At 43.4% G+C, this 21889-nt stretch carries 21 protein-coding genes and 1 tRNA gene; 4 read left to right on the top strand and 18 right to left on the bottom strand.

Features of this window, described 5'->3' with window-relative positions; all coding sequences use genetic code 11:
- Window positions 1–239: 239 nt before the first annotated feature.
- From ATY38_RS07655 to traJ, 9 genes are all read right to left on the bottom strand, one after another.
- On the bottom strand, window positions 240–491 hold the full coding sequence (locus ATY38_RS07655) for a HipA N-terminal domain-containing protein (protein WP_062558786.1): 252 nt from the start codon (window positions 489–491) through the stop codon (window positions 240–242).
- Entirely contained in the window at window positions 488–790 is a 303-nt protein-coding gene (locus tag ATY38_RS07650; RefSeq protein ID WP_062558785.1) for a helix-turn-helix transcriptional regulator, read from the bottom strand. The genes ATY38_RS07655 and ATY38_RS07650 overlap by 4 nt, the downstream gene beginning before the upstream one ends.
- A 78-nt stretch (window positions 791–868) precedes the next feature.
- Window positions 869–1984 (bottom strand): JAB domain-containing protein, encoded by a 1116-nt coding sequence (locus tag ATY38_RS07645; protein WP_062558784.1) that lies wholly within the window; start codon window positions 1982–1984, stop codon window positions 869–871.
- A gap of 20 nt (window positions 1985–2004) precedes the next feature.
- Window positions 2005–4842: a zincin-like metallopeptidase domain-containing protein gene (locus tag ATY38_RS07640; protein WP_062558783.1), complete on the bottom strand. Its 2838-nt coding sequence runs from the start codon at window positions 4840–4842 to the stop codon at window positions 2005–2007.
- Complete coding sequence (locus tag ATY38_RS07635; RefSeq protein WP_062558782.1) at window positions 4829–5047, bottom strand: hypothetical protein; 219 nt, start codon at window positions 5045–5047, stop codon at window positions 4829–4831. Before ATY38_RS07635 ends, ATY38_RS07640 begins: the two co-directional genes overlap by 14 nt.
- Window positions 5048–5072: 25 nt before the next feature.
- Entirely contained in the window at window positions 5073–5615 is a 543-nt protein-coding gene (gene traF / locus ATY38_RS07630) for a conjugative transfer signal peptidase TraF (protein ID WP_062558781.1), read from the bottom strand.
- Window positions 5616–5644: 29 nt separating this feature from the next.
- Entirely contained in the window at window positions 5645–7489 is a 1845-nt protein-coding gene (locus ATY38_RS07625; RefSeq protein ID WP_062558780.1) for a type IV secretory system conjugative DNA transfer family protein, read from the bottom strand.
- Window positions 7489–9153, bottom strand: a complete 1665-nt coding sequence (traI, locus tag ATY38_RS07620) for a TraI/MobA(P) family conjugative relaxase (RefSeq protein WP_062558779.1) — start codon at window positions 9151–9153, stop codon at window positions 7489–7491. Before traI ends, ATY38_RS07625 begins: the two co-directional genes overlap by 1 nt.
- 42 nt (window positions 9154–9195) lie before the next feature.
- Window positions 9196–9564 carry a conjugal transfer transcriptional regulator TraJ gene (gene traJ, locus ATY38_RS07615; RefSeq protein WP_143023495.1) on the bottom strand — a complete coding sequence of 123 codons (369 nt, stop codon included), beginning with the start codon at window positions 9562–9564 and terminating at the stop codon, window positions 9196–9198.
- A 347-nt stretch (window positions 9565–9911) separates the two neighbouring features.
- On the opposite strand from traJ, the gene ATY38_RS07610 reads away from it, so the two are divergent.
- Genes ATY38_RS07610 through ATY38_RS07600 form a run of 4 tightly spaced genes read left to right on the top strand, consistent with a single transcriptional unit; the run spans window position 9912 to window position 12629 of the window.
- Window positions 9912–10235 carry a TraK family protein gene (locus ATY38_RS07610; RefSeq protein ID WP_062558778.1) on the top strand — a complete coding sequence of 108 codons (324 nt, stop codon included), beginning with the start codon at window positions 9912–9914 and terminating at the stop codon, window positions 10233–10235.
- Window positions 10235–10966, top strand: a complete 732-nt coding sequence (locus tag ATY38_RS07605) for a nucleotide-binding protein (RefSeq protein WP_062558777.1) — start codon at window positions 10235–10237, stop codon at window positions 10964–10966. Before ATY38_RS07610 ends, ATY38_RS07605 begins: the two co-directional genes overlap by 1 nt.
- Complete coding sequence (locus tag ATY38_RS16485; protein ID WP_082633015.1) at window positions 10963–11754, top strand: helix-turn-helix domain-containing protein; 792 nt, start codon at window positions 10963–10965, stop codon at window positions 11752–11754. Before ATY38_RS07605 ends, ATY38_RS16485 begins: the two co-directional genes overlap by 4 nt.
- Window positions 11664–12629: a tyrosine-type recombinase/integrase gene (locus ATY38_RS07600; RefSeq protein WP_143023497.1), complete on the top strand. Its 966-nt coding sequence runs from the start codon at window positions 11664–11666 to the stop codon at window positions 12627–12629. Before ATY38_RS16485 ends, ATY38_RS07600 begins: the two co-directional genes overlap by 91 nt.
- Window positions 12630–12719: 90 nt before the next feature.
- Here ATY38_RS07600 and ATY38_RS07595 read toward each other — a convergent pair whose 3' ends face one another.
- The 9 genes from ATY38_RS07595 to ATY38_RS07555 all read right to left on the bottom strand — a co-directional run bounded on the left by ATY38_RS07595 (window position 12720) and on the right by ATY38_RS07555 (window position 21824).
- Window positions 12720–13796 carry an IS5 family transposase gene (locus tag ATY38_RS07595; RefSeq protein ID WP_062558775.1) on the bottom strand — a complete coding sequence of 359 codons (1077 nt, stop codon included), beginning with the start codon at window positions 13794–13796 and terminating at the stop codon, window positions 12720–12722.
- A gap of 170 nt (window positions 13797–13966) precedes the next feature.
- A tRNA-Thr gene (locus ATY38_RS07590) sits at window positions 13967–14042 on the bottom strand.
- A 40-nt stretch (window positions 14043–14082) separates the two neighbouring features.
- A complete protein-coding gene (locus ATY38_RS07585; RefSeq protein WP_062558774.1) occupies window positions 14083–14505 on the bottom strand; it encodes a ClpXP protease specificity-enhancing factor in 423 nt (140 codons plus the stop codon).
- On the bottom strand, window positions 14502–15101 hold the full coding sequence (locus ATY38_RS07580; RefSeq protein ID WP_062558773.1) for a glutathione S-transferase N-terminal domain-containing protein: 600 nt from the start codon (window positions 15099–15101) through the stop codon (window positions 14502–14504). Before ATY38_RS07580 ends, ATY38_RS07585 begins: the two co-directional genes overlap by 4 nt.
- A gap of 49 nt (window positions 15102–15150) precedes the next feature.
- On the bottom strand, window positions 15151–15864 hold the full coding sequence (locus ATY38_RS07575) for a cytochrome c1 (RefSeq protein WP_062558772.1): 714 nt from the start codon (window positions 15862–15864) through the stop codon (window positions 15151–15153).
- 4 nt (window positions 15865–15868) lie between these two features.
- On the bottom strand, window positions 15869–17116 hold the full coding sequence (locus ATY38_RS07570; RefSeq protein ID WP_062558771.1) for a cytochrome b: 1248 nt from the start codon (window positions 17114–17116) through the stop codon (window positions 15869–15871).
- On the bottom strand, window positions 17117–17725 hold the full coding sequence (petA, locus tag ATY38_RS07565; RefSeq protein ID WP_062560144.1) for a ubiquinol-cytochrome c reductase iron-sulfur subunit: 609 nt from the start codon (window positions 17723–17725) through the stop codon (window positions 17117–17119).
- A 220-nt stretch (window positions 17726–17945) separates the two neighbouring features.
- Window positions 17946–20678 carry a preprotein translocase subunit SecA gene (secA, locus tag ATY38_RS07560; protein WP_062558770.1) on the bottom strand — a complete coding sequence of 911 codons (2733 nt, stop codon included), beginning with the start codon at window positions 20676–20678 and terminating at the stop codon, window positions 17946–17948.
- A 222-nt stretch (window positions 20679–20900) separates the two neighbouring features.
- A complete protein-coding gene (locus ATY38_RS07555; RefSeq protein WP_062558769.1) occupies window positions 20901–21824 on the bottom strand; it encodes a M23 family metallopeptidase in 924 nt (307 codons plus the stop codon).
- Window positions 21825–21889: the final 65 nt, after the last annotated feature.

The raw sequence follows: 21889 nt of genomic DNA, 5'->3' as shown, positions 1-21889 counted from the left end.
TGAATATGCTGAAATCGAAATCGAACAGAAAAGCTCAAAAATACAGTTATGCTGTGGTCTTTAATAAAATGACAAAGCGCAGCCACATAATCCCGCCTATAAAGAAGATCCAATACATAGACTTAGAGCAATCTGAAAAGCAATTCATTCAGGATTGAAATCCGACTGTGTCTTATATTTGCAAATAAAATAAGTTTTCAGGTGAAAAATGTATAAGTTGAGTAAAAGTTATTGATTTTTCACATTATACTGCCCCAACGATCTGGTGAAATATCTTGGAAAGCACCCCAAAGCCTGTTGCTCAAATATGGCATATCAACCAGTAAAGGGAGTTCTGGGTCAATGGCAAAGCGATTCGGATGTTTGATCCAGGTGCGTTCATAGATAAAGCGGTAGTTTTCCCTACCACGGCTTTTATGGATTTCCAGGTGACCAATGCGATACAATTGTCCTTGCCAATCTAATGAAACAAGCAGGTGGGTATCATTCATTTAGAAACTCTGACTCGTTTGGGTAGTTTTTCATCCATCAGATCCAGACCCAGGGAATCATGGGTACGATCCATCAGCATTTCGAGTTCATCAGCTTTACCAAGGATGTATAACGCCATCGCGTAATTGCCCATACTGGTATTAGGCTCACCACGTTCAATTTTTGCAACTGTTACCCGTGTAACGCCCATGCGCTCAGCCATCAATTGCACAGTAATTCCTCGGCGCTTTCTTGCGTCACGAATGTCACCACCGAGTTTCTTCAGGACTTGTTCAACACGAAATGATCTGACAGACATAATGAATACTATAGAGCACATGCAATGGTATAAAGATCACTATAGTATACTATATAAGTATTAAATACCGAATAACTGTCAGCGTGTACGACTTTTGCGTTTGCCCATTCCACCATCTTCCTTCACAAAGGCTCTCGGCTTCCTAAAAATGGCACTTATTTCACCGGGCATTGACGCAAATAACCCTTCTTCCCGCAATGAGCGATAATCAGAGCCCTCTACGGTTAGCACATCTTTTAGTATGCCAACTTCACAGGCTTTAGATAATACTGGGTGTCTATAATCATTAGCATTCGTGATGGCAAATACCGTATTGACGCCAGAATTGCGTGCAAAATTTTGTAGTCGCGCCAGTAGCAGATTTTTAGGATGAGTAAGTACAGATAGGGGTAACTCACTTAACGACAATACAAAACCTGTTGCACTGAGTCCTATCAAGTTAAAAAACTGATCCCGTTTTTTTAAAGCATGGCCTATCTTTGCAAGATCCTCCGGTGAGGCTATTTTCTCCAGGAGCAGTTCATGACTTTTATAATGATTATTCTGATAACCTCCTGCCTGATCACCCATCCAATTCACTAAATCGACATGACCGTCTTTATCAATGACACTGTATTGACTGGTATTGATAACGACATGACCTTTGAAACTCGGAACAGTTGATGCAAGTATTTCTGTGAGCCTGACATCCTGACTCGATGGCGTAGCATTACCCGATGGATGGTTGTGTAATAACCAGTAACCATCTGCTTTAACATGTCGTTTGGTCTTTTCTACCAAAGCACCCAGATCATGTTTGGCATATCCAATCTTTTCCAGATAGACTGCACCCGGTAATCTGGAACTCACAGCAGTATGATGAATGATGCGATTCATACGGATATAAAATATTCTCAGCGTCTCATAGCGCGGGTCGCGCAGTATTTGCGCCATTATTGCCAGATCATGACCTGACTTAATGGGCTGATTTAGGAAGGTGGTTCCTCCTTCTTCTCTGAAATTTTTGGGGAAATCACAACCCAGTAAGGTGCCACCTGCCCATCGAGCATGAGCTTCGAGCAGTTCTGTATAGGCACTTCGCCCTGCTTCTTTTTGCTTTTCGGTAGTGGCGGGACGAGTCTCAATTTTTTCATAAAGATCACCTTCATCAGAATCGAATGGGTTTCCTGGAAGCTTCAGCATATTATCGCGCATCTTGCGGCCTCCTTATCAAATTACCTGATCAATGCCCGTTTTTGCTTGATTTCCTGCTGCTTAGGTTCAATAGGGACTTGTAACTTCAATAAGCTGTCCTGTTTAGCCTGCTGAGATATTTTTTCAACAACCGATCCAACTTGTCGTTTGACTGCCTCAATACCCAACGCGCTTTTATTGGCGAGATCATTAAAATCATTTAATTTCTTTGAGTCCTGCTCACCCGGCGCAAAAACCGGAAATACTGCCACACCATCAACTAAACTTGCTGCTTCAAGCGCTTTTTCCTTGCCGGGGTTTTTGCCAAGGGTGGATTCCAGGTGATTATCATCGTCACCTGCGATGACGATTGGCTTGTGCGGGTATCTATGATGTAAATCCTGCGCGACTTTGGGTAAGTTACCTGAATCAAAAGCGGCTATAACAGGATAATTCAGCGCCTGAGATAATGTATCTGCGGTGGCATAACCTTCAGCGATCACAATGGCAGGTGCAGCATCCAGTGCTGTGAGTCCCTGGCTCTCGCCACCAACGACATGAAAGTTATTCTCTTTCTTGCTACCCGCTGCAAAAAGCTTTGCGCCACTCGGCTGTATCGTTTGCACACTCCAGATTTGTCCATGAACATCATGTGCGGCCAGCAATAAATCACCGGCTGTCAGCACGATACTGTCTGGATTTTCTTCACGCAGTCGCTTGACTTCCTGCCAGTTCTGACCGATTTTGATAATTGAATCATGGGGTAAATCATCCCCATTCTGCGGCACGATCTTTAAATCTCCAGGTCTCGCATGTTTATCCAGTAAGTAAGGATGATCGGAATCGGCTGCCGGTGCAATTGCGAGCAATTCTTGAAGTGCATCAGCAACCTTGATGTGCAGTGCCTGTTGTTCAGCTTTTCTATTTTGCTGCTTAATAGCAGCCTGCATTACCAGTTCTGCTTTTTGCTCATCGGTGAGGGAATACCCCTTAGCCTTCCAGCGAATCTCTATACCGGTTCGATTATTCTTGAAATATCCGGCAGGATGACCATCCAGATGCGCCACATAAAAACCTGATTTCTCACCGAATTTGTCACCTTCCACTTTAATTCTGTATTTGCTGCCATCCATCACCGGATGATTGCCATCAACCAGACAACTATTTGCGCGCAACAATTCAGCAAATTCCACGTGAGGATCTATCGCAGGTTCCTGTCGACTGGAAACATTCTCCGGCAGCCAACGTTGTAATGTTTGAATATCTGCTTCTGACCCTACATACCAAGCCTTGGCGGTTTTATCCCAACGAGCTCCAGCGGCCTTTGCTAAGTCTTTTTCCGTATAAGGAACAATCAAATATTGACGAACATTGTCATCGTTTTGCTCGGTCTTGGCTCCTGATATCGATACTTCAGTGCTAATTGGATCATTTCGAATGCGGTTTTGATGAATATTGGCAAGCTTAACGGCCTTTTCATGTTCATTCTTTTCTGCAGCGACATCGATGAGTGCAAGCAGTCCAGCTAAATCTTGCGCCTCCTGTATAGATTCACAGTCTTTCACCCAATGGAAAGTCTGATCATCACGCTGCGTATACACGCCCCAAAATTGTGGCTCCGTGTTTATTGAATCAGCGGATACTATAGACTCAATACCATTTTCATCGGTTTGAATCACGTTACCCTGAATCTGTATCTGTCCATTCCAGTCAGCCGGAATTCTAAAACCCAGTTTGACTTCTGTGACCTCTTCAAACTCCAGATTATCAATGCCGCCGCCCCTCGAAAATTTTAGAGCATCGGCTACCAGAATGATGTCATCCTGATCCTTAATAGGCATGGTTTGTGTCAGATCATTAAACCGTTGGATATTGCTGGTAACGATAGTTGCCAGATCAGGCGAAAGATTCTGCAAATAAGCGGCGGTGTTTTGCTTGATTTGATCCATCTTGATTGCCTCCTGCGTATCAATTTCTTTTCCAATTTCCTGTTGTTGTGACAATGCCAGCACATAATCCTGGATTTTTTCAGCATCAGCAGCAGCACGAAATATCTCTGTCGGATCTTCCTGTAGCGCTTTGATCCATGAACTTACATAAGCCACATGCTGCCCCGGATCATGACCAATCCCCAATTCACCGCTGAGCAGCATGCTGGCAATCTCGGCGCGTAGTTCTTCTTTTGCGTAGCCTTCGCTACCGAATGGATGCGATAGATCACGACTTAAGCGCGACTCATGACCTGTCCAATGGCCTAGTTCATGCAGGGCGGTAGCGTAGTAGCGATCGGGGGTCGGAAACTGATGCTTATGGGGTAAATGGATACTGTCGGTTGATGGCCGGTAAAATGCATTGTCTGCCTCACCATGACGAATCACGGCATTGGATGCCTGTAATATGTGTTCAGCCCGCTCCAGCGGATCCCAGTCAGGGGTTTTAATGCTAAGTTCTGGCAGATTATCCATTTGTTCAGCATTAAATACGGAGGCGTAGAACACCCTGGGGCGCTCAAGTCTGACCTGCTCTTTAAGGGAATTGCCTTCACTATTTAAAACAGGATTCCCGCTATCATCTTTTTTGATGTGCTCCTCAGTAAATTTCCAGTATTGCACGAGCGTGCTTTTTTCACCTTTACGCACCTGCGCACCCAGGCTCATCGCTTGCTTGTACGTGAGCCAACGCGGATCAGTATGCGCACGGCTCATCAGGTTCAGGCTATTAATGCCCCGGTAGCGTTTGCCGGTTGTTGGATTGACCGGTAAGGTAGCCAGAAGATCGCCGGGTTCCCACGGCTTTTGCCAGGGCGCAACGCCTTTTTTGAGTTGCTCAATCAGATTCTCAGCGACTTGTTCATGAAAAGCCTTCTTAGCCTCTTTCATCGTCAACCTCCGCTGTCTGATCGATCGTGCTCTCGAGTGCATCCTGTTCACTTAAAGCATCTTCCTTGAAAGCGCCTAACATTTGTGCTTCCAAAGGATCAAATTCAGCTTGGAAGCCCGGTATTTCTGCATCGAGTAGCTTTTCCTGAATGATTTCTTTTATGTCAGGATTGCTGGTTTCAGCATCAGTCGGTGGTTTATGCATGGCTTTGACTCCTGTTAATTTCTGATTAATGACTCCAGGTAAAAATTGGACGGACAACTTGCTTAATCTGATCACGCGCAATCAGTCCAAAATAGCGCGCATCAAAGGATTGAGGGTTCACATTGGATAGCAACAGATATTCAGAATCATCTAACACCCTTTGATCTAGGTGGTATTGCGGCAATGCATGCCCTTCAGCATCAATTTTCAATTGGGCACTGTTGGGTAAATGTTCACCATTCACAAAGATGCCCGCCTGATCGATCAAAACTCGATCTCCGGATCGTGCAAAAATACGTTTGAGCAACAAACCATAGCCGCCAGGGCAATCCCCTGAATTGATGTAGGATCTATCCATAGCCATATCAAAAACCGCATCTTGTGGCGGGCAGAAAGCGACATAAGCGCCGCTGACAATAGGTTCATCAGCGACTTTGTAGAAACCCACCGGCAAGCTTGGCGTAGTATTGATATAAATCTCGCTGATCTGAAAACCAATACTTAGCACAAACAGGCTAATGCTCAATGCCAGAACAGAAATAGCCAGGATTTTGATGGGATTTTTCATGAAGTTGACTTTCATACGTGTGGGGTATCTCACAGTCCGGTTAATTTATCGCTGAAGCTTGGGGGATTCACTTGTGCCCGTGCAGTAAAGGTTTCATCCTGGAAATACAGAGGCTGGGTGCCATAAATGGCAGGGAAACCAGCAACATAAATAATCATGTCGCCCGGCTTGGTGATCCTGCCTTCAGCATCTTTCATGGGGCCGGGTAGCCGCATACACTCATCCGGCGTTAATAATGCGCGCTGCGTCTCCTGCAGGGTGCGGGTGACATGTCCATGCATCATCGATGATCGGCGGCCGCTGGTGGTAATCTGCTCTTTGATGACCGTGGTTTGTCCGGTCAGTTTGGATAAGTGTTCTGCCGTTTCAATCCGGTTAGGTGCAAAAGCGGTCTGGATATGACAATTGGAAGTAATCGCTTCATCATGTCCGTAGCCGATTTCACGGCTTTTGAGCTGATTCAAGTCCTGGCAGATCAGATAGGCTTTCATGCCATAGCCTGCGATAAACGCGAGTGATTCCTGGAAGATTTCAAGCTTGCCTAAGCTTGGGAATTCATCCAGCATTAATAGTAGTTTGTGTTTGTAATGCGCGCTCGGTTGACCGCCTTTAAACGTGATTCTATCGGCCAGCTTTCTGATGATCATATTGATCAGAATGCGGATTAAAGGACGCAACCGGGATTTGTCATTGGGGTGTGACACGATATACAAACTGACAGAGCTCTCATGGTGCATGAGGTCACGGATCTTGAAATCGGAATCACTGATGTTGCTCGCGACTAGCGGATCTCGGTACAAAGATAGATAGGATTTTGCGGTTGATAGCACGGAACCCGCTTCCTCCTCTGGACGATCCAGCATGTCACGTGCACTAGCAGCAATCACGGGATGACTCCTGCCATCCAGATAATCCTGCATGGCCATTTCCATCCATAATTCCCTGATATCGCGATCAGGATCAGATAGCATTGCGTCGACAGTCGACAAAGTGGCAGGGGTTCCTTCTCGCTGCGATTTATACAAAACATGCAAAATCACACCTACAAGAAGTGCCTGGCTGGTTTTCTGCCAGTGGGTTTGTAATCCTTTACCATCCGGATCAACGATTAAGGTGGTCAGGTTTTGAACATCGGCGACTTCGGTGCCGCTGCCAATCTGGATCTCATCCAGCGGATTCCAATGCGCGCTACTGGTTGATGCCGGATCAAAACGCAGCACCTTGTTTTTGGCATGATGCTTTCTCCAACCCGAAGTGAGTGCCCATAACTCACCTTTGAGGTCAGTAATGACCGTACTCTGAGCCCAGGAAAGTAGGGTAGGTATAACCAGACTGACACCTTTGCCTGAGCGGGTCGGGGCATAACACAACACATGTTCCGGGCCGCTGTGTTTCAGATAGTGGGTTTTGCCGGAATTATCCCGCCAGCCGCCGACATAAACGGCGTCGTTATTGTTACTTTTGCTATTCTTGCTGGTTGCCAATAATCCTGCGGCTACAATGTCCTGCTTATCCACCCATCTGGCCGATCCATGTAACCCCTGATTGGTTCTGGATGAGTTAGCCAGCACCATTTTAATGACCAGCACCAATATCAAACCGATGCTGGAAAATAAAATGCCGAAACCTGCCGCCAGATCGAAGATGCCCGAATACTCGCCATACCATTTATTTGCCCATAGCAGAATTGCCCAGGGTTCATAAATATGAAAAAGTTGCGCGCCTAATTGTGGCTGATAATTGAATTTATAGGCAAAATACTGGGTGGCGACTTGGAATCCGCCAACAAGACACACAACAGACAATAGCCGGACGATAAGTGTGTCTTTTGTAATATTTCTGCTGTCTTTAGAATCAAAATTGGCTTTATTCATCAAAGACTCCTTCGGATGGTGGAGGTGGAGGTGGAGGTGGAGGTGGAGGTGGAGGTGACGGATTGTTTTTGACCTACCGATTGCGCTCTACTTAAAGCATGCTGTTTCATTAATTGCTGACGGTATTGTTCAAGCCGCTTATCATCAAAAGTAATGCGCATTTGGTTTTGTACTACAACCTGTGCTATCTCAAGACGAAACGATTCAGTTCCATTGATCGCCAGGTGGCTACCGTACTTCTTCATGGCCACTTGTAAAATATCCACCAATGCATCTTGTGTTGTATCCGGCAGGACGATTAAACGCTTGCCGTCATCGCGGATGGTGGTTGATCCTGCTTTATAAGAGACCGTGCCGATTTTGGTGATCGATTCAACAGAACTGTTTTTAATGAAGCCATCCTTGAAGTAGCCATTAGTTTTATCATTGCTTGGCTTAGCCGATACCTGGTTGTCCTTAAATTGACCAATTCTTCTGGATCGCAAAACAGCCAATGCTTCAGCATTACCATTTTTTGCTTCTTTTGTGAGCCAATCCAGCCACCCCATCCTGGAATGACGGGTTTTAGAGCTTTGATAGTGTTTTTGGTAATCGCTTTTAATGACTGCTATCGTTGTTTTGAATTGCTGATATGTGGTTGCATACAGCGCTTTCTTGGCCAATCTTCCAGCATGAATACTTTTAATGAGGTTGCGCTTGAGTTTCGCTTCTCGTTTGGTGCGATCAATGAGTTGATCCCTTGTGTGTCGCAGCATGGCCCATTGAGTAGTGCGCTGTCTGGCGCTATCCGTCTGCTCTTGTTGGTACCGCGCATAAAGCTCTGAAGTATCGATTCGATTCTGCAATGGTCTTGGCTGGTATTGTTTGGCGTTTTGTTGTGACGATTTTGCAGAATGCTCACTAGGTATAAAAGCGCCCAGTCTTTGAGTTAAATTCCCTTTGGACAAAGATCGATCAACTGAACTGGCTTTAACAGCCACGCCATTGTTGGCAACCAATACAAACCCGTTGCCCCTTTCCTTGATTTCAAGTCCATGTCTAACTAGAACCTGATGCAAATCCTGCCAGTTGTCCGACTGCGTCAATTCATCCAAGCACTCTCGCTTGATCCAGCCCAGCAAACTCTCCACGCCTGTTCTGGCTTCAATTTCCTGCGCTACTCTGGACGATTTATCGCTCACGGCTTCATGATTAATTTGTGTTAAGCCATATTCCTGTTCGATTTGCTCGCAAAGCTTGGCTACTTTCTTGTAGTCATAGTAGGGGTTATGGATTGTGAGGTTTTTGGGGTGAATCTTGTTGATTGCGATATGGATGTGCAGGTTATTGGTATCGTCGTGGACTACGCTGATGCGTTGATGGCCACCAAAACCCAAAGCATCGCAAAACCGCTCTTCAATGGCATTCAGATCAGCAAGGGATAAACGCTCTCCTTCCGGGAAGCTCAACACCAAATGACATGTTTTGTCTGATCTGGCGCGAGTGTTCATTTCCTGCGTGTTTTGTATTTCAATCAGCGCTGCTGTCTGATCGTCTGAATAACAGTTTGATACCTTGATTTGACTGATACGCTCACTCTTGTCTTGAGGATCGGTCAGATACTGTATCAGCGCAGAGAAGTTACTTTTACGCACTGATTTGATGGGTATGATTTTAGCGATCATCGTATTTAAGCTGCTTAAGTAAAAAAATGACTATTCCGGAAGTTATTTTTTAAGCTTCACAATGACATCCAGCATCGTGCTTTGCGTATTTCGGATACTGTCCAAGGTTAAATGCAACTGCGACTTGCCAATCAATTTTGTGCGCTTGTCGTTGGTGAGCCAGAGCTTGATTAATCCACCCAGCCTGCCAAGATCACCGTTAATTTTTAGCAGACTATCTACCTGTCTGTTGTCAACAATACTGGGTACTTGATAACCCAGGCCCAGATTGCGCAGATACTCGGCCACAGTTAATCCGACATCCGTTGCTTTACTCTTTATTTCAGCTTCCTCTATTGGCAAAACAGGAACCCTGAGCTTCTTATCTCTTCTTTCTTTTTTGATTGTCTTGGGATTCTTTTTGTCAATCATTTCAGTTTTCCTCGAAGAGCAAGATCAACGTTGAGCACAGAGTGCGAATAAGTTGAGGTGGAGATGGCCATCTCCACATATCTTGCCCGGTTCTGTGAGTTTCAAGAAATATACTAACACTATAATCGATGTTTGCAAATAGTTTATTTTCGTTATATCATAATTTAAAACAGTATAAAAATACTTGAAAGAAGCTTTATTCAACTAAATAACAGTCACTTGGAAACAAAAAGAAAGGATAAGCAATTCAAAGAAATTGAAAACAACAAAAAGAAACCGAAAGGAAAGCAAAAGTAATTCAAGAACTGTTTGTACGCCAAGATAAATATTTTTGTGGAAATTGTGTGATGACTAAATCCTTATCAGATCGAATCGCACTTTATGCGGATAAAAACAAAAACACCGGTAAGCAATTTTTACCGGCGTTCATTGCGTTGAAACCGGAAATTGAGCAAGCACTCAAGGATGGCTGGACGATTCGCCAGATCTGGAACATTTTGCACCAGGAAGAAAAAATTACATGTTCTTATCAATGGTTCAGGACTTTGGTCAATCGACATATTGGTGAGAACAGAAAGCAGCATTCGCGTATTGATCAAGGAAAGTCAGCTGGGAATGGTCATGAAGGATTTCGTTTTAATTCTGCAACTGAAAAAGAGGAGTTGGTCTGATGGCTAAAATACATATGATTTTGCAAGGAAAGGGCGGAGTAGGCAAATCGTTCATATCATCCACGCTAGCACAACATAAGTTTGCCAAAGGCGGCAATCCATTATGCATTGATACAGATCCGGTTAATGCCACTTTTTATGGATTTAAAAAACTCAATGTTAAGCAGATTAATGTGATGAACAATGATGAGATTGATCCGAGAAAGTTTGATGATCTGATTGAACTCATCGCCAAAGCAGACAATGACGTCATTATTGACAATGGTGCCAGCACCTTTGTACCGATGTCGCATTATCTCATCAGCAACCAGATACCAACCTTGCTTCTGGATATGGGGCATGAATTGGTTGTGCATACTGTCATCACCGGTAGTCAGGCTTTACTGGATACACTCAATGGCTTTGTGCATTTGATTAAACAGTTTCCGAAAGAAGCACTGTTTGTTGTCTGGTTAAATCCCTATTGGGGAGAAATCAGCATGAATGGCAAACAATTTGAGGAAATGAAAGCTTATGTGGATAACAAAGCGCGAGTATCCGCCATTATCCGAATCCCGCACTACAAACCTGAAACTTTTGGCAAGGATTTGAGTGAGATTCTGCAATCTAAATTCACCTTTGATGAAGCGCTGAAGAATAGTTCTTTGCCGGTAATGGTACGCCAAAGATTAACGATTATCCGCAGGCAGCTTTTTACCAGCATTGAAAATGTGGCTGCGGTTTTAACATGAGTACCGCCAAATTGGATGAGCTCATTGAAAGAGTAGCATCGGAGCATGGCATCGTTCTGTCGCAGGATGATCCGGTACTCATGATGCACACATTGAACGAAGTGTTGCTGGAACAAAATAAAGAAGCTCATGCTGAACTGCTAAGCAATTACCAGGCTATATTGGAAGAAAACTTTAATCGGTGGTGTGAATATTCGACCAAGAAATCCAATGCCATTATCAGTGCATCCGTGAGTAACGCGCAATTAACACGAGACCAGCTCCTGGAAAGCTGTATTCAGCTGATCGATGAGAAGATAAAAAGCGGGGTGGATCAGGAAGCTTATGATCTAGGCAGAATTTCCAGGCAAGCAGCCATCATTAATTTGATGGCATCAACCTTAATCTTGATTTCAGTTGTAACAGTTTTTTTTGATTTTGCTATAGCCAATTTTTTTGACAATGCAATGGAATGGCGCATGAGAACATTAAATTTAAGTGAAGCTGCCCAATTCTTGAAATTGCACCCTGAAGAAGTACGCCGTCGCGCTAAAGCGGGAATTATTCCGGGTGCAAAATTAGGTAAACGGTGGGCATTTATTGAAGATGATCTTGCTGATCACATTCGCTCGTTATATGCTTGCACTCGGCAAGCGTTGCAAGTGGGACATGAGGAGAAACAATTATGTCACTCTGTAAACGTGGTAAGACGTGGTGGATTAGTTTCACCACACCAAGCGGCGAGCGAGTTAGATGCTCTGCTGCTACTGAAGACAAAACCCAGGCGCAAGAATTCCACGATAAGCTGAAAGCGGAATCCTGGCGTGTTGCAAGACTGGGGGATAAGCCAAAGCGGACTTGGGATGAGGCGGCTTATAAATGGCTGATGGAGACGCAACATAAAGCATCACATAAGCAGGACATGAAGCAGGTTGCGTGGTTTCAACAGTTTTTTAGGGGCCAATTACTTTCTGAATTAACTCGGGAAGCAATAGCTGAAGTGGGTGAGATAAAATGCAAAGAAACCTCACCTTCAACAGCTAATCGTTATTTGGCTACAATTCGGGCCATTCTACGAAGAGCGGCTTTAGATTGGGAATGGATTGAGAAAGCACCCTTTATCCGGTTATATAAGGAACCCAAACGGCGGATTCGTTGGATAGCACCTGAGCAAGTACAAATATTACTAAATGAATTACCTGAGCATTTGGTTGATTTGGTAAAGTTTTCACTTTCAACAGGATTGCGCAAACGCAATGTTACTGATTTGGAATGGTCGCAGGTTGATTTGCAGAGAAATGTTGCATGGATTCATGCAGATCAAGCCAAAGCAAGAAAAAGTATTCATATTTCACTGAATGCAACGGCGATGGAAGTTCTGAGAAAGCAGGTTGGCAAACATTCGTTAAGAGTGTTTACTTACCAAGGAAAACCAATTATTCAGGTCAATACCAGGGCATGGCGGAAAGCATTAAGAAGGGCAGGAATAGAAGATTTCCGTTGGCATGATTTGCGCCATACTTGGGCCAGCTGGTTAACTCAAAAAGGTGTACCGTTAAATGTAATTCAAGAAATGGGGGCTTGGGAGTCAACTGAGATGGTGAAACGTTATGCTCATTTGGCGCCCGAACAATTCAGAAAACATGCAAAAGACCTCTGCACAACCGCAAGAATTTTGCTGTAGTGACAGAGAAAATTTTCCAAGTGACACTTGTTGCACGTCACTTTAATAGAAAGTGGAGTTTTTTCCTTTTTTTAGGTGAATTTTTCCCCCTTATGTAATATTTGGACGGATCGCTCCCCTTAATGGTTGGTCTACGAAGATTTTGTTGGCTGCTTTCTTTAGATTCATGCAGATACTTTTCAGTATGACTTGGGCGTTGACTTTCGTCGTACCGAAGTAGCTGGCGCGTCCCATTCTGAATAAGCGTTTGATTGTGCCGAAACACTGTTCGACAATATAGCGTTTTTTACTGATCAATTGATTCGCCAGCTTCTGGCGTGACGAGAGGGGTTTATTCTTGTACGCGCGATGCATGATTGCGCTCTTGATCTTTTGCTTTCTTAGAAATTGCCGATTGGCATTGCTGGCGGATCCCTTGTCGGCATACACCCGATTCGCCTCGATATGCGCACCATCGATAGCGGCTTCGAAATGCATCATTTCGCTCTGGTTGGCAGGGGCGGTGTAAACCCCGCGCACATAGCCGTCTTGTGCGTCCACCACCAGGTAACTGCGGTAGCCAAACTGCGACTTCCTGCCTTTCTTTAGCCAGGTCGCATCCGGATCCGCGCTTTGTTCTTCGATACAGTTGATTCCAGGTTGACTGCCATCTTCAAACTGAACAACCTTACCTTCTTCGGCATCCACTTCCAGTGTGATGGTCTTTTTAGGGCGTGCCGCTGACTCAATCAGCGTGGCATCAATGACCGCTCCTGTCGCACCCTTGATCATCAATCCGTGGCATTGAAGCTGTTCATTAATAGTGGCCAGCAGATCATCTAGCCGGTCGTTGGTTATTAGCCGGTTACGGAACCGGCACAAAGTGGTTTCGTCCGGTATCGCATCCGACAAGGACAGTCCGCAAAATTGCAGAAAATCAATGCGTACACACAGTGCTTGCTCCAACGCAGCGTCCGATAAACTATGCCACTGACCTAGCAGGATCGCTTTGAACATCAACAACCCATCAAACGGCTCTTGGCCTCCACCATGCGATAACTCGAGCTTGTATAAACCCGTAAGTTTCGGACGTAATTCCTCCCACTCAATTAGGGCATCAATCTTCAACAGAACATTATCTCGATTCAATCGCTCTGCTAATTCCAGTGTTCCAAAACTCATCTGCATCTTTTGCTCCAACTGTCTTTTAACCCCCTCTATTTTAGTTGGTTATTGCACTGGCAGGCAAGGTTGTGCAGGAATCTTTGCAATGGTTGTAGATGAAATTCTGAATGACACAATTTTGACACAAGTGGAAAATTAGAAGATTATAAAATCAACCTAACTCATTGATTTTATGGTGCCGACACCAAGAATCGAACTCGGGACCTTCTGATTACAAATCAGCTGCTCTACCATCTGAGCTATGCCGGCAATTAATTCAGTACGAAAGGGTAATTTCAAATCAATAGATTTATTTGATTACCCTAAGTTTTGGCTTGCGTATTTTCTTTTCCTGCAGTATTTGAGGATTTTGATTTAAATTACCATCTCTAAGCGTATTCATAGCTTCCTGGCTTTCTTTTCTTTCATCAGAAAATGTGATACCTTGATTCACCTCTTTAGCAAAGATGCTATTGATCGCATTCATTGGTATCTCCAGCTTTCTTTCCACACCGTTAAATCTTGCAGCAAAGCCTACAATATTATTATTAATAATGAGTTCGTTAACAGCGTTTATACTTATATTAAAAACAATTTCATTTTCTTTAATATATTCCTTTGGAACATTCAATTCGGGAAATGCTTGAACAGATATATAAGGCGTAAATCCACTGTCTATACACCAATCATAAATTGAACGAACTAAATAAGGCTTTGTTGAGTTAATTGTCATTTTCGCATCACTTTCTCTGAAGCTGACAATGCATCAATGAATAGTGGTCGACTGAACAGTCTTTCAGAATATTTTAGCAACGGTGCTGCTTGTTTTGGAAGACGTATTCCAAAATGCTCTAAACGCCAAAGCAACGGTGCTATCGCCACATCAAGCATAGAAAATTCATCACCCAACATGAACTTTTGCTTCTCAAAAATTGGTGAAATGATCGTGAGGTTATCGGATATGACGGTTCGGGCTTTGTCCACTGTTTTTTGATCTGCACCTTCAAACGCATCAATGTGACAAAACAATTCTTCTTCAAAACGATACAGCAATAGTCGTGCACGAGCACGCATAACCGGATCAGCTGGCATCAACTGTGGATGCGGAAAACGATCATCGATGTACTCATTAATAATGTTTGATTCATACAATACTAAATCGCGTTCCACCAGCACCGGTGCTTTACCATATGGACTCATTATCGCCAAGTCCTCTGATTTATTATTAGGATCGACATCAATCACCTGGAAATCCATATCTTTCTCGTGCAATACAATTCTGCAACGATGACTGTACGGACAAGTAATTGTTGAATATAACGTCATCATAATTATGATTCTCTGACTCTGAACTATTTTATATATGTAATAAACGACGTCAGTGAATATCTCTCCAATATTCTTTCTTCAAGAAGTAAGACAATGCCAGCATACCCAACAAGAAAAGTATCACTTTAACACCTAATTCTTTCCGAACGTTAGCATGTGGCTCACCCAAATAAACCATATAATTCACTAAATCACCTACAAACTTATCAAACTCTGCCGCAGTCATTTGGCCTGGTTTATCCAGAGTCAAGCTCTTCTGATCGCCATTAACTTCCAATTTTTGCTCACCTTGCAGCTGATAAAGTACGTGAGGCATCGCGGCGCGATCAAATACCAAATTGTTCCATCCAGTTCCAGTTGCATCATCACGATAAAAAGCTTTTAAATAGGTATATAGCCAATCGGCCCCTCTTGAGCGAGCTATAACCGACAGATCAGGCGGAGCGACACCAAACCATTCCTCGCCTTCTTTCTTGCGCATAGCAGATAACATCAAGTCGCCCACTTTCTGTCCTGTATGAACCATTTTTTCAAGTATTTCTTCATTCGTATATCCAATATCACGGTGACGGTTATAGCGCATATAACTTGCGCCATGGCATGTCAAACAAAAATTAACAAAGCTTTCAGCACCGCGTTGCAAAGAAGCATTGTCAGTGATGTCTACTGGAGCTCGCTCTAGCGGCATGCCAGATTCAGCAGCGTACACACTGAACGGAACTATGCATAAGATTAATATAGCAACAATGGTTATTTTCTTCATTTTTTTACTCTTGTAGTCTTTTTGGCTCAGGTTTGGTTTTATCAATCTTGCTGTACCATGGCATCAAAACAAAAAATGCAAAATATATCACGGTAAAGATTTGTGCTAACAAAGTATACAAGGGGGTTGGAGATTTCGTACCCAACCAACCTAATACGAAAAAGCTGATAACAAACAATGTTAAAGCGATTTTAAAATAAGGGCCTTTATAGCGTACCGATTTAACGGGACTTCTATCCAACCATGGCAAGAAACAGAAAATTACCACTGATCCCGCCATCAATATTACACCCCATAATTTAGCGTCTATTCCCAGAAAGTTCACAGTAACAGCACGCAGCATTGAATAATAAGGAGTGAAATACCACACTGGCGCAATATGATCAGGTGTTTGTAATGTATTGGCAGGTATAAAATTATTATATTCCAGGAAATATCCACCCATTTCAGGAGCAAAGAAAATAATCCCGCAAAAAACAATCAAAAACACTACTACACCTACGATATCTTTAACCGTGTAATAGGGATGGAAGGGTATGCCGTCAACAGGAATTCCGGTGGAAGGGTTTTTATTTTCTTTTATTTCAACCCCATCCGGATTATTTGATCCGGTTTCGTGTAAGGCAAGGATATGCACGAATACTAAAACCAGCAACACCAATGGTAACGTTACGACGTGATAAGCAAAAAAACGATTAAGTGCCGCATCAGAAAGGGTGAAATCACCCAATAGCCATTGTTGAAGCGTCTCGCCAATTGCCGGAATCGCTCCAAACATACTGACAATTACTTGCGCGCCCCAGTAAGACATCTGCCCCCATGGCAAAATGTATCCGGTAAAGGCTAAGCTCATCAGCACAAAAAATATACACATACCTACCAACCACAAAAGTTCCCGTGGTTTACGATATGAACCATATAGCATTCCCCGGAACATATGCAGATAAACCACGACAAAGAACATCGATGCACCCGTAGAATGCATATACCGGATTAGCCAACCGTAATCTACATCCCGCATGATATATTCAACCGACGCAAAAGCCTGACTGGCATCCGGTTTATAATTCATGGTTAGAAAAATACCGGTAATTAACTGATTAACTAATACCAGTAAGGCCAAGGAACCAAAGAAATACCAGAAATTAAAATTCTTTGGAGCATAATATTCGGAAAGATGGGCCTTCCAGTTAGACGTCAATGGAAAACGCTTATCAATCCATTCAATCATGGAGTTAAATATATTACTCATTTACGCAGATCCCTCACTTTCAGATCCAATTAAAAGACGACTATCACTCAAATACACATGAGGAGGTACAACCATATTCGTGGGAGCCGGCACATGCTTATAAACGCGACCCGCCAAATCAAATTTTGAACCGTGACACGGACAGAAAAAACCACCCAGCCAATCAGGTCCCAGATCTGCTGGAGCAATATCTTTCCTAAATACAGGAGAGCAACCCAAATGTGTGCAAACACCCTCGGTAACCAGTATTTCAGGTTTGATTGATCGTGTGCGATTTTTTGCATATTCCGGTTGCTGATTCTTCTCCGAATTTGGATCAGCCAATTCACCCTCTACTTTTTCCAGGGTTTCCAACATTTCTGGCGTACGATTCAACACCCACACGACTCTTCCTCGCCACTCGACCATTAAAAGCATACCTGGCTCAAGTTTTGATATATCCACCTCTACCGGCGCACCGGCTGCTTTAGCTCGTTCACTTGGCATCATACTTAATAAAAAAGGCGTTGCTATCGCAGCGCCCGCTACACCACCAGCTACAGAAGTTGCTGCGACCAAAAACTTTCTTCTGCCGCTCATCTTCTCATTTATGCTGAAACTATCTGCCATCATAATCAATCATTCCATCAGTAATTTTTTCACGTAACCATATCAATAGAAATGAAATTCTTATCTAACCCCTATCACTTCTGCTAATTTATCCGCTAATGCTTGCTACAAAAGCGCGCAGTATACCACAATCATTTTAAGGATTATAGAAAACTCGATACAGATTGTATTGGCTGAAAGTCAAGTAAACAAAGCTGTAAGTGTATTATTTACAAACTAATTACTTAACCTTTCCGTGACATTGTTTATACTTTTTACCGGAACCACAAGGACATGGTTGATTACGCCCTATTTTCTCGTTATCACGTACAAATGGTTGACTCTTTTCTGCTTGAATATTGCTGCGACTCGAGTCTTCTTCTGAAGCCTCGGTATAATTATCGTGGTGATATTGCACATTTTCTGGCGATCGCAGCGTTTCAGTCACTGCTTCCACTTGCTGTTCATTTTTTATTTGAACTGTCATTAATATCTTTGTTACTACGCTTTTGACCTCTTCGAGCATATTGGTGAAGAGTCCAAAGGCTTCTCGCTTATATTCTTGCTTCGGATTCTTTTGTGCATAACCACGCAGATGTATACCCTGGCGCAAATGATCTAATGCCGCTAAATGCTCGCGCCAATGAGAGTCTAGAATTTGTAACATCACAACACGCTCATAGTGATGAATTATTTCAGCGCCCACCACCTCAACCTTTTCCTGATACTTTTCATTGGCCAGATCAATGATCCGCTGACTCAAACTTTCCTCATGCAAATCTGGTTGTTGTTCAAGCCATTTTTTCAATGGAAAATGCAATTGAAAATCTGTTGCAAGTACTTTTTCAAGTCCGGTCACATCCCATTGCTCTTCAACACTTTGTGGTGGTATATACAAATTGAATAAATCGCTCAATACGCTTTCACGAATCGCTGTGATAGTCTCCGAAATATTCTGCTCCGCTTCCAATAATTCATTGCGTTGCTGATAAATTACTTGCCGCTGATCATTAGCGACATCATCGTATTCCAGCAATTGCTTACGCATATCAAAATTTCTTGCTTCGACTTTGCGTTGCGCATTCTCAATAGCTTTTGTAACCCAGGGATGCTCGATAGCCTCCCCTTCCGGCATATTAAGACGCGTCATAATATTTGCGACTCGATCAGAGGCAAATATGCGCAGGAGCGGATCCTCCAATGATAGAAAAAAACGACTGGAACCCGGATCACCCTGCCTGCCCGACCGACCGCGCAATTGATTATCCACTCGACGCGATTCATGCCGCTCGGTGCCAATAATATGTAACCCCCCATTTCTTAATACTTCTTCGTGAATTACTTTCCATTTCTCCGAAACTTCATTAATCTGCTTGAGCTTAGCTTCTTCGCTTATTTTTTCATCGTGCCGAATACGTTCAATATCCGGTTCCGGATTCCCTCCTAGCACAATATCAGTCCCACGGCCCGCCATATTGGTGGCAATGGTAACCATTTTAGGACGCCCAGCTTGGGCAACAATACTCGCTTCACTTGCATGTTGTTTTGCATTCAACACTTGATGCGGTAACTTCTCTCGTTCCAGCAACTTGGATAATAACTCATTACTTTCAATGGATGTCGTACCCACCAGTACCGGCTGCCCTTCCTTATAGCACTCTTTGATTTCTTGAATAATGGCTTCATTTTTCTCTTTCGTAGTCCGAAACACCAAATCCATCCGATCATCACGAATCATTGGTTTATGCGTCGGGATAATAACGGTCTCCAATCCATAGATTTGTTGAAATTCGGCTGCTTCCGTATCGGCTGTTCCCGTCATACCAGAGAGCTTCTGGTACATACGAAAATAATTCTGAAAAGTAATTGAAGCCAGTGTCTGATTTTCTTTCTGAATAACCACCCCTTCTTTCGCTTCTACAGCTTGATGTAATCCATCGGACCAACGACGACCAGCCATCAAACGTCCGGTAAACTCATCAACAATAACCACTTCACCATCTTGCACAACATAATGTTGGTCCAGAAAATATAAACTATGCGCGCGTAAACCCGCGTTTACGTGATGAATCAAATTGATATTGGCTGGATCATAGAGACTGGTTCCTGGTTTCAGCAATCCAGCAGATGCTAATAATTTCTCAGCGTGCTCAAAACCAGATTCACTTAATGTAACCTGATGAGATTTTTCATCGACGCTATAATCACCCGGACTGTCTTCCGTTTCTTGGCGAATCAATTTAGGAATCAGCACATTGATACGCACGTAGATCTCTGTATCACCTTCCGCTTGCCCGGAAATGATTAATGGCGTACGTGCTTCGTCAATTAAGATCGAATCCACCTCATCCACGATCGCAAAATTAAGTACGCGTTGCACTCGTTCATTTGTATGCGTCACCATATTGTCACGCAAATAATCAAATCCATATTCATTATTCGTACCGTAGGTTATATCCGCGGCATATGCAGCCTGTTTATCACCATACGACATCTGTGCATAAATAACACCGACACTCAACCCAAGAAACTGGTAAATTTTTCCCATCCAATCAGCATCACGTTTTGCCAGATAATCGTTCACGGTAACAACATGCACGCCATTACCCGATAATGCATTCAGGTAAGCTGGCAAAGTTGCCATAAGCGTTTTACCCTCACCGGTGCGCATCTCTGCAATATTACCTTCGTGCAATACCATGCCGCCGATAAGCTGTACGTCAAAATGACGCATTTGCAACACTCTTTTACCCGTTTCACGTACAACAGCGAATGCTTCCGGAAGTAGATCATTCAGCTCCTCTCCATCTTGGATACGCTGCTTAAACTTGTCCGTTTGAGCACGCAAATCAACATCGGATAACTCTGAAATGACCTGCTCCATTTCATTAATAGCACGCACGACTTGAGAATACTGTTTAATCATTCGGTCGTTGCGACTACCGAAAATTTTCTTGAGTAGATTACCTAACATAAATAATAAGTCTCTAATGATTCCGTGTTTGAACAATCTGTTAAGAAACGAAGTGTGAAATTCTTTCTCGCCCTGAAATATATTACAGGCTGCTGAGAAACTATCTGGAGTAGTATTAAAAACGGGCGCGGAATGTTCTTCCGAATTATTAAGAGCGCCTTAACCCATTCTGTCATGCATCCACTTCCTGGAAAGTTTTTTAACGATCTATTAAGGCTCAATTCAACCCGGCTTTTTCAGAAATTTGGCTGGATTTTGCGGTTTATCTTTGTGTCGAATCTCAAAATGCAAATGGGGTCCGGTAGAACGCCCGGTACTGCCAACCTCAGCTATCTTCTGCCCCTGCAATACAACTTCCCCAAGCTTTACTATCCGCTTCGATGCATGCGCATACCGACTCACCAAATCGTCGCCATGATCAATCTCAACCATATTACCATATTCAGAATGGCGATCTGAATAGATCACTACTCCGCTTGCAGCAGCTTTTATCGGTGTACCTGTTTTTGCGGCAAAATCGACACCCTCATGAAATGCCTTCTTCCCGGTAAAAGGATCAACCCGATAACCAAAACCGGAGGAATACCAATCAGTTTCAACCGGCATTTCAGAAGGTAAAACAAATTTGGTTACCCTGCCATAACGCAATAACGAATCGAGAGCCCCCAGCTTATCTGCTCTTTCGTCAAGCATAGTGGACAATTCCTGGAGCATATCGTCAAACTCTCCAACAGTTAGCTCGTCCGCCAAAAGATCGAGACTACTTTTTGGCCCGCCTTGTCCCGGCGCTTCTTTAAACAGAAAGTCACGTGATTTGATTCCTGAAGATTCTACCAAGCGCTCACCCAAGGCATCCAGGCGAATTAATTGCGCTTGCATATGCCCAAGTTTACTGGCCATAATATTCAAGTTTTCTTGTAAGTGGGCTTGGATTTTCTGGTGTTTCTCTTCTTGCGGATTAACTAAAATCGCTCTTAATAATGGAGCATCGATTTTGTCAGCATAACGTAGCGAAATAAAATTCAACCCTAATGCCGCTATTACAACTATGGCAGAAAAAACACCTAACAATAATATGATACGCGATCTTGTCAGTGTCAGTTTGCGCGCGCGCTCCGTATTACTTGAAATAAAAATAATATTCATACTTTATACTCACAGGGTATTTTTAAATAACCATGCTTCCTCTTAAAGTTGATTCATATCTTGAT

Origin of the sequence: Nitrosomonas ureae (assembly GCF_001455205.1) — a bacterium.
Taxonomy (GTDB): Bacteria; Pseudomonadota; Gammaproteobacteria; order Burkholderiales; family Nitrosomonadaceae; genus Nitrosomonas; species Nitrosomonas ureae.
This window is presented reverse-complemented; position numbering and strand designations above follow the sequence as displayed.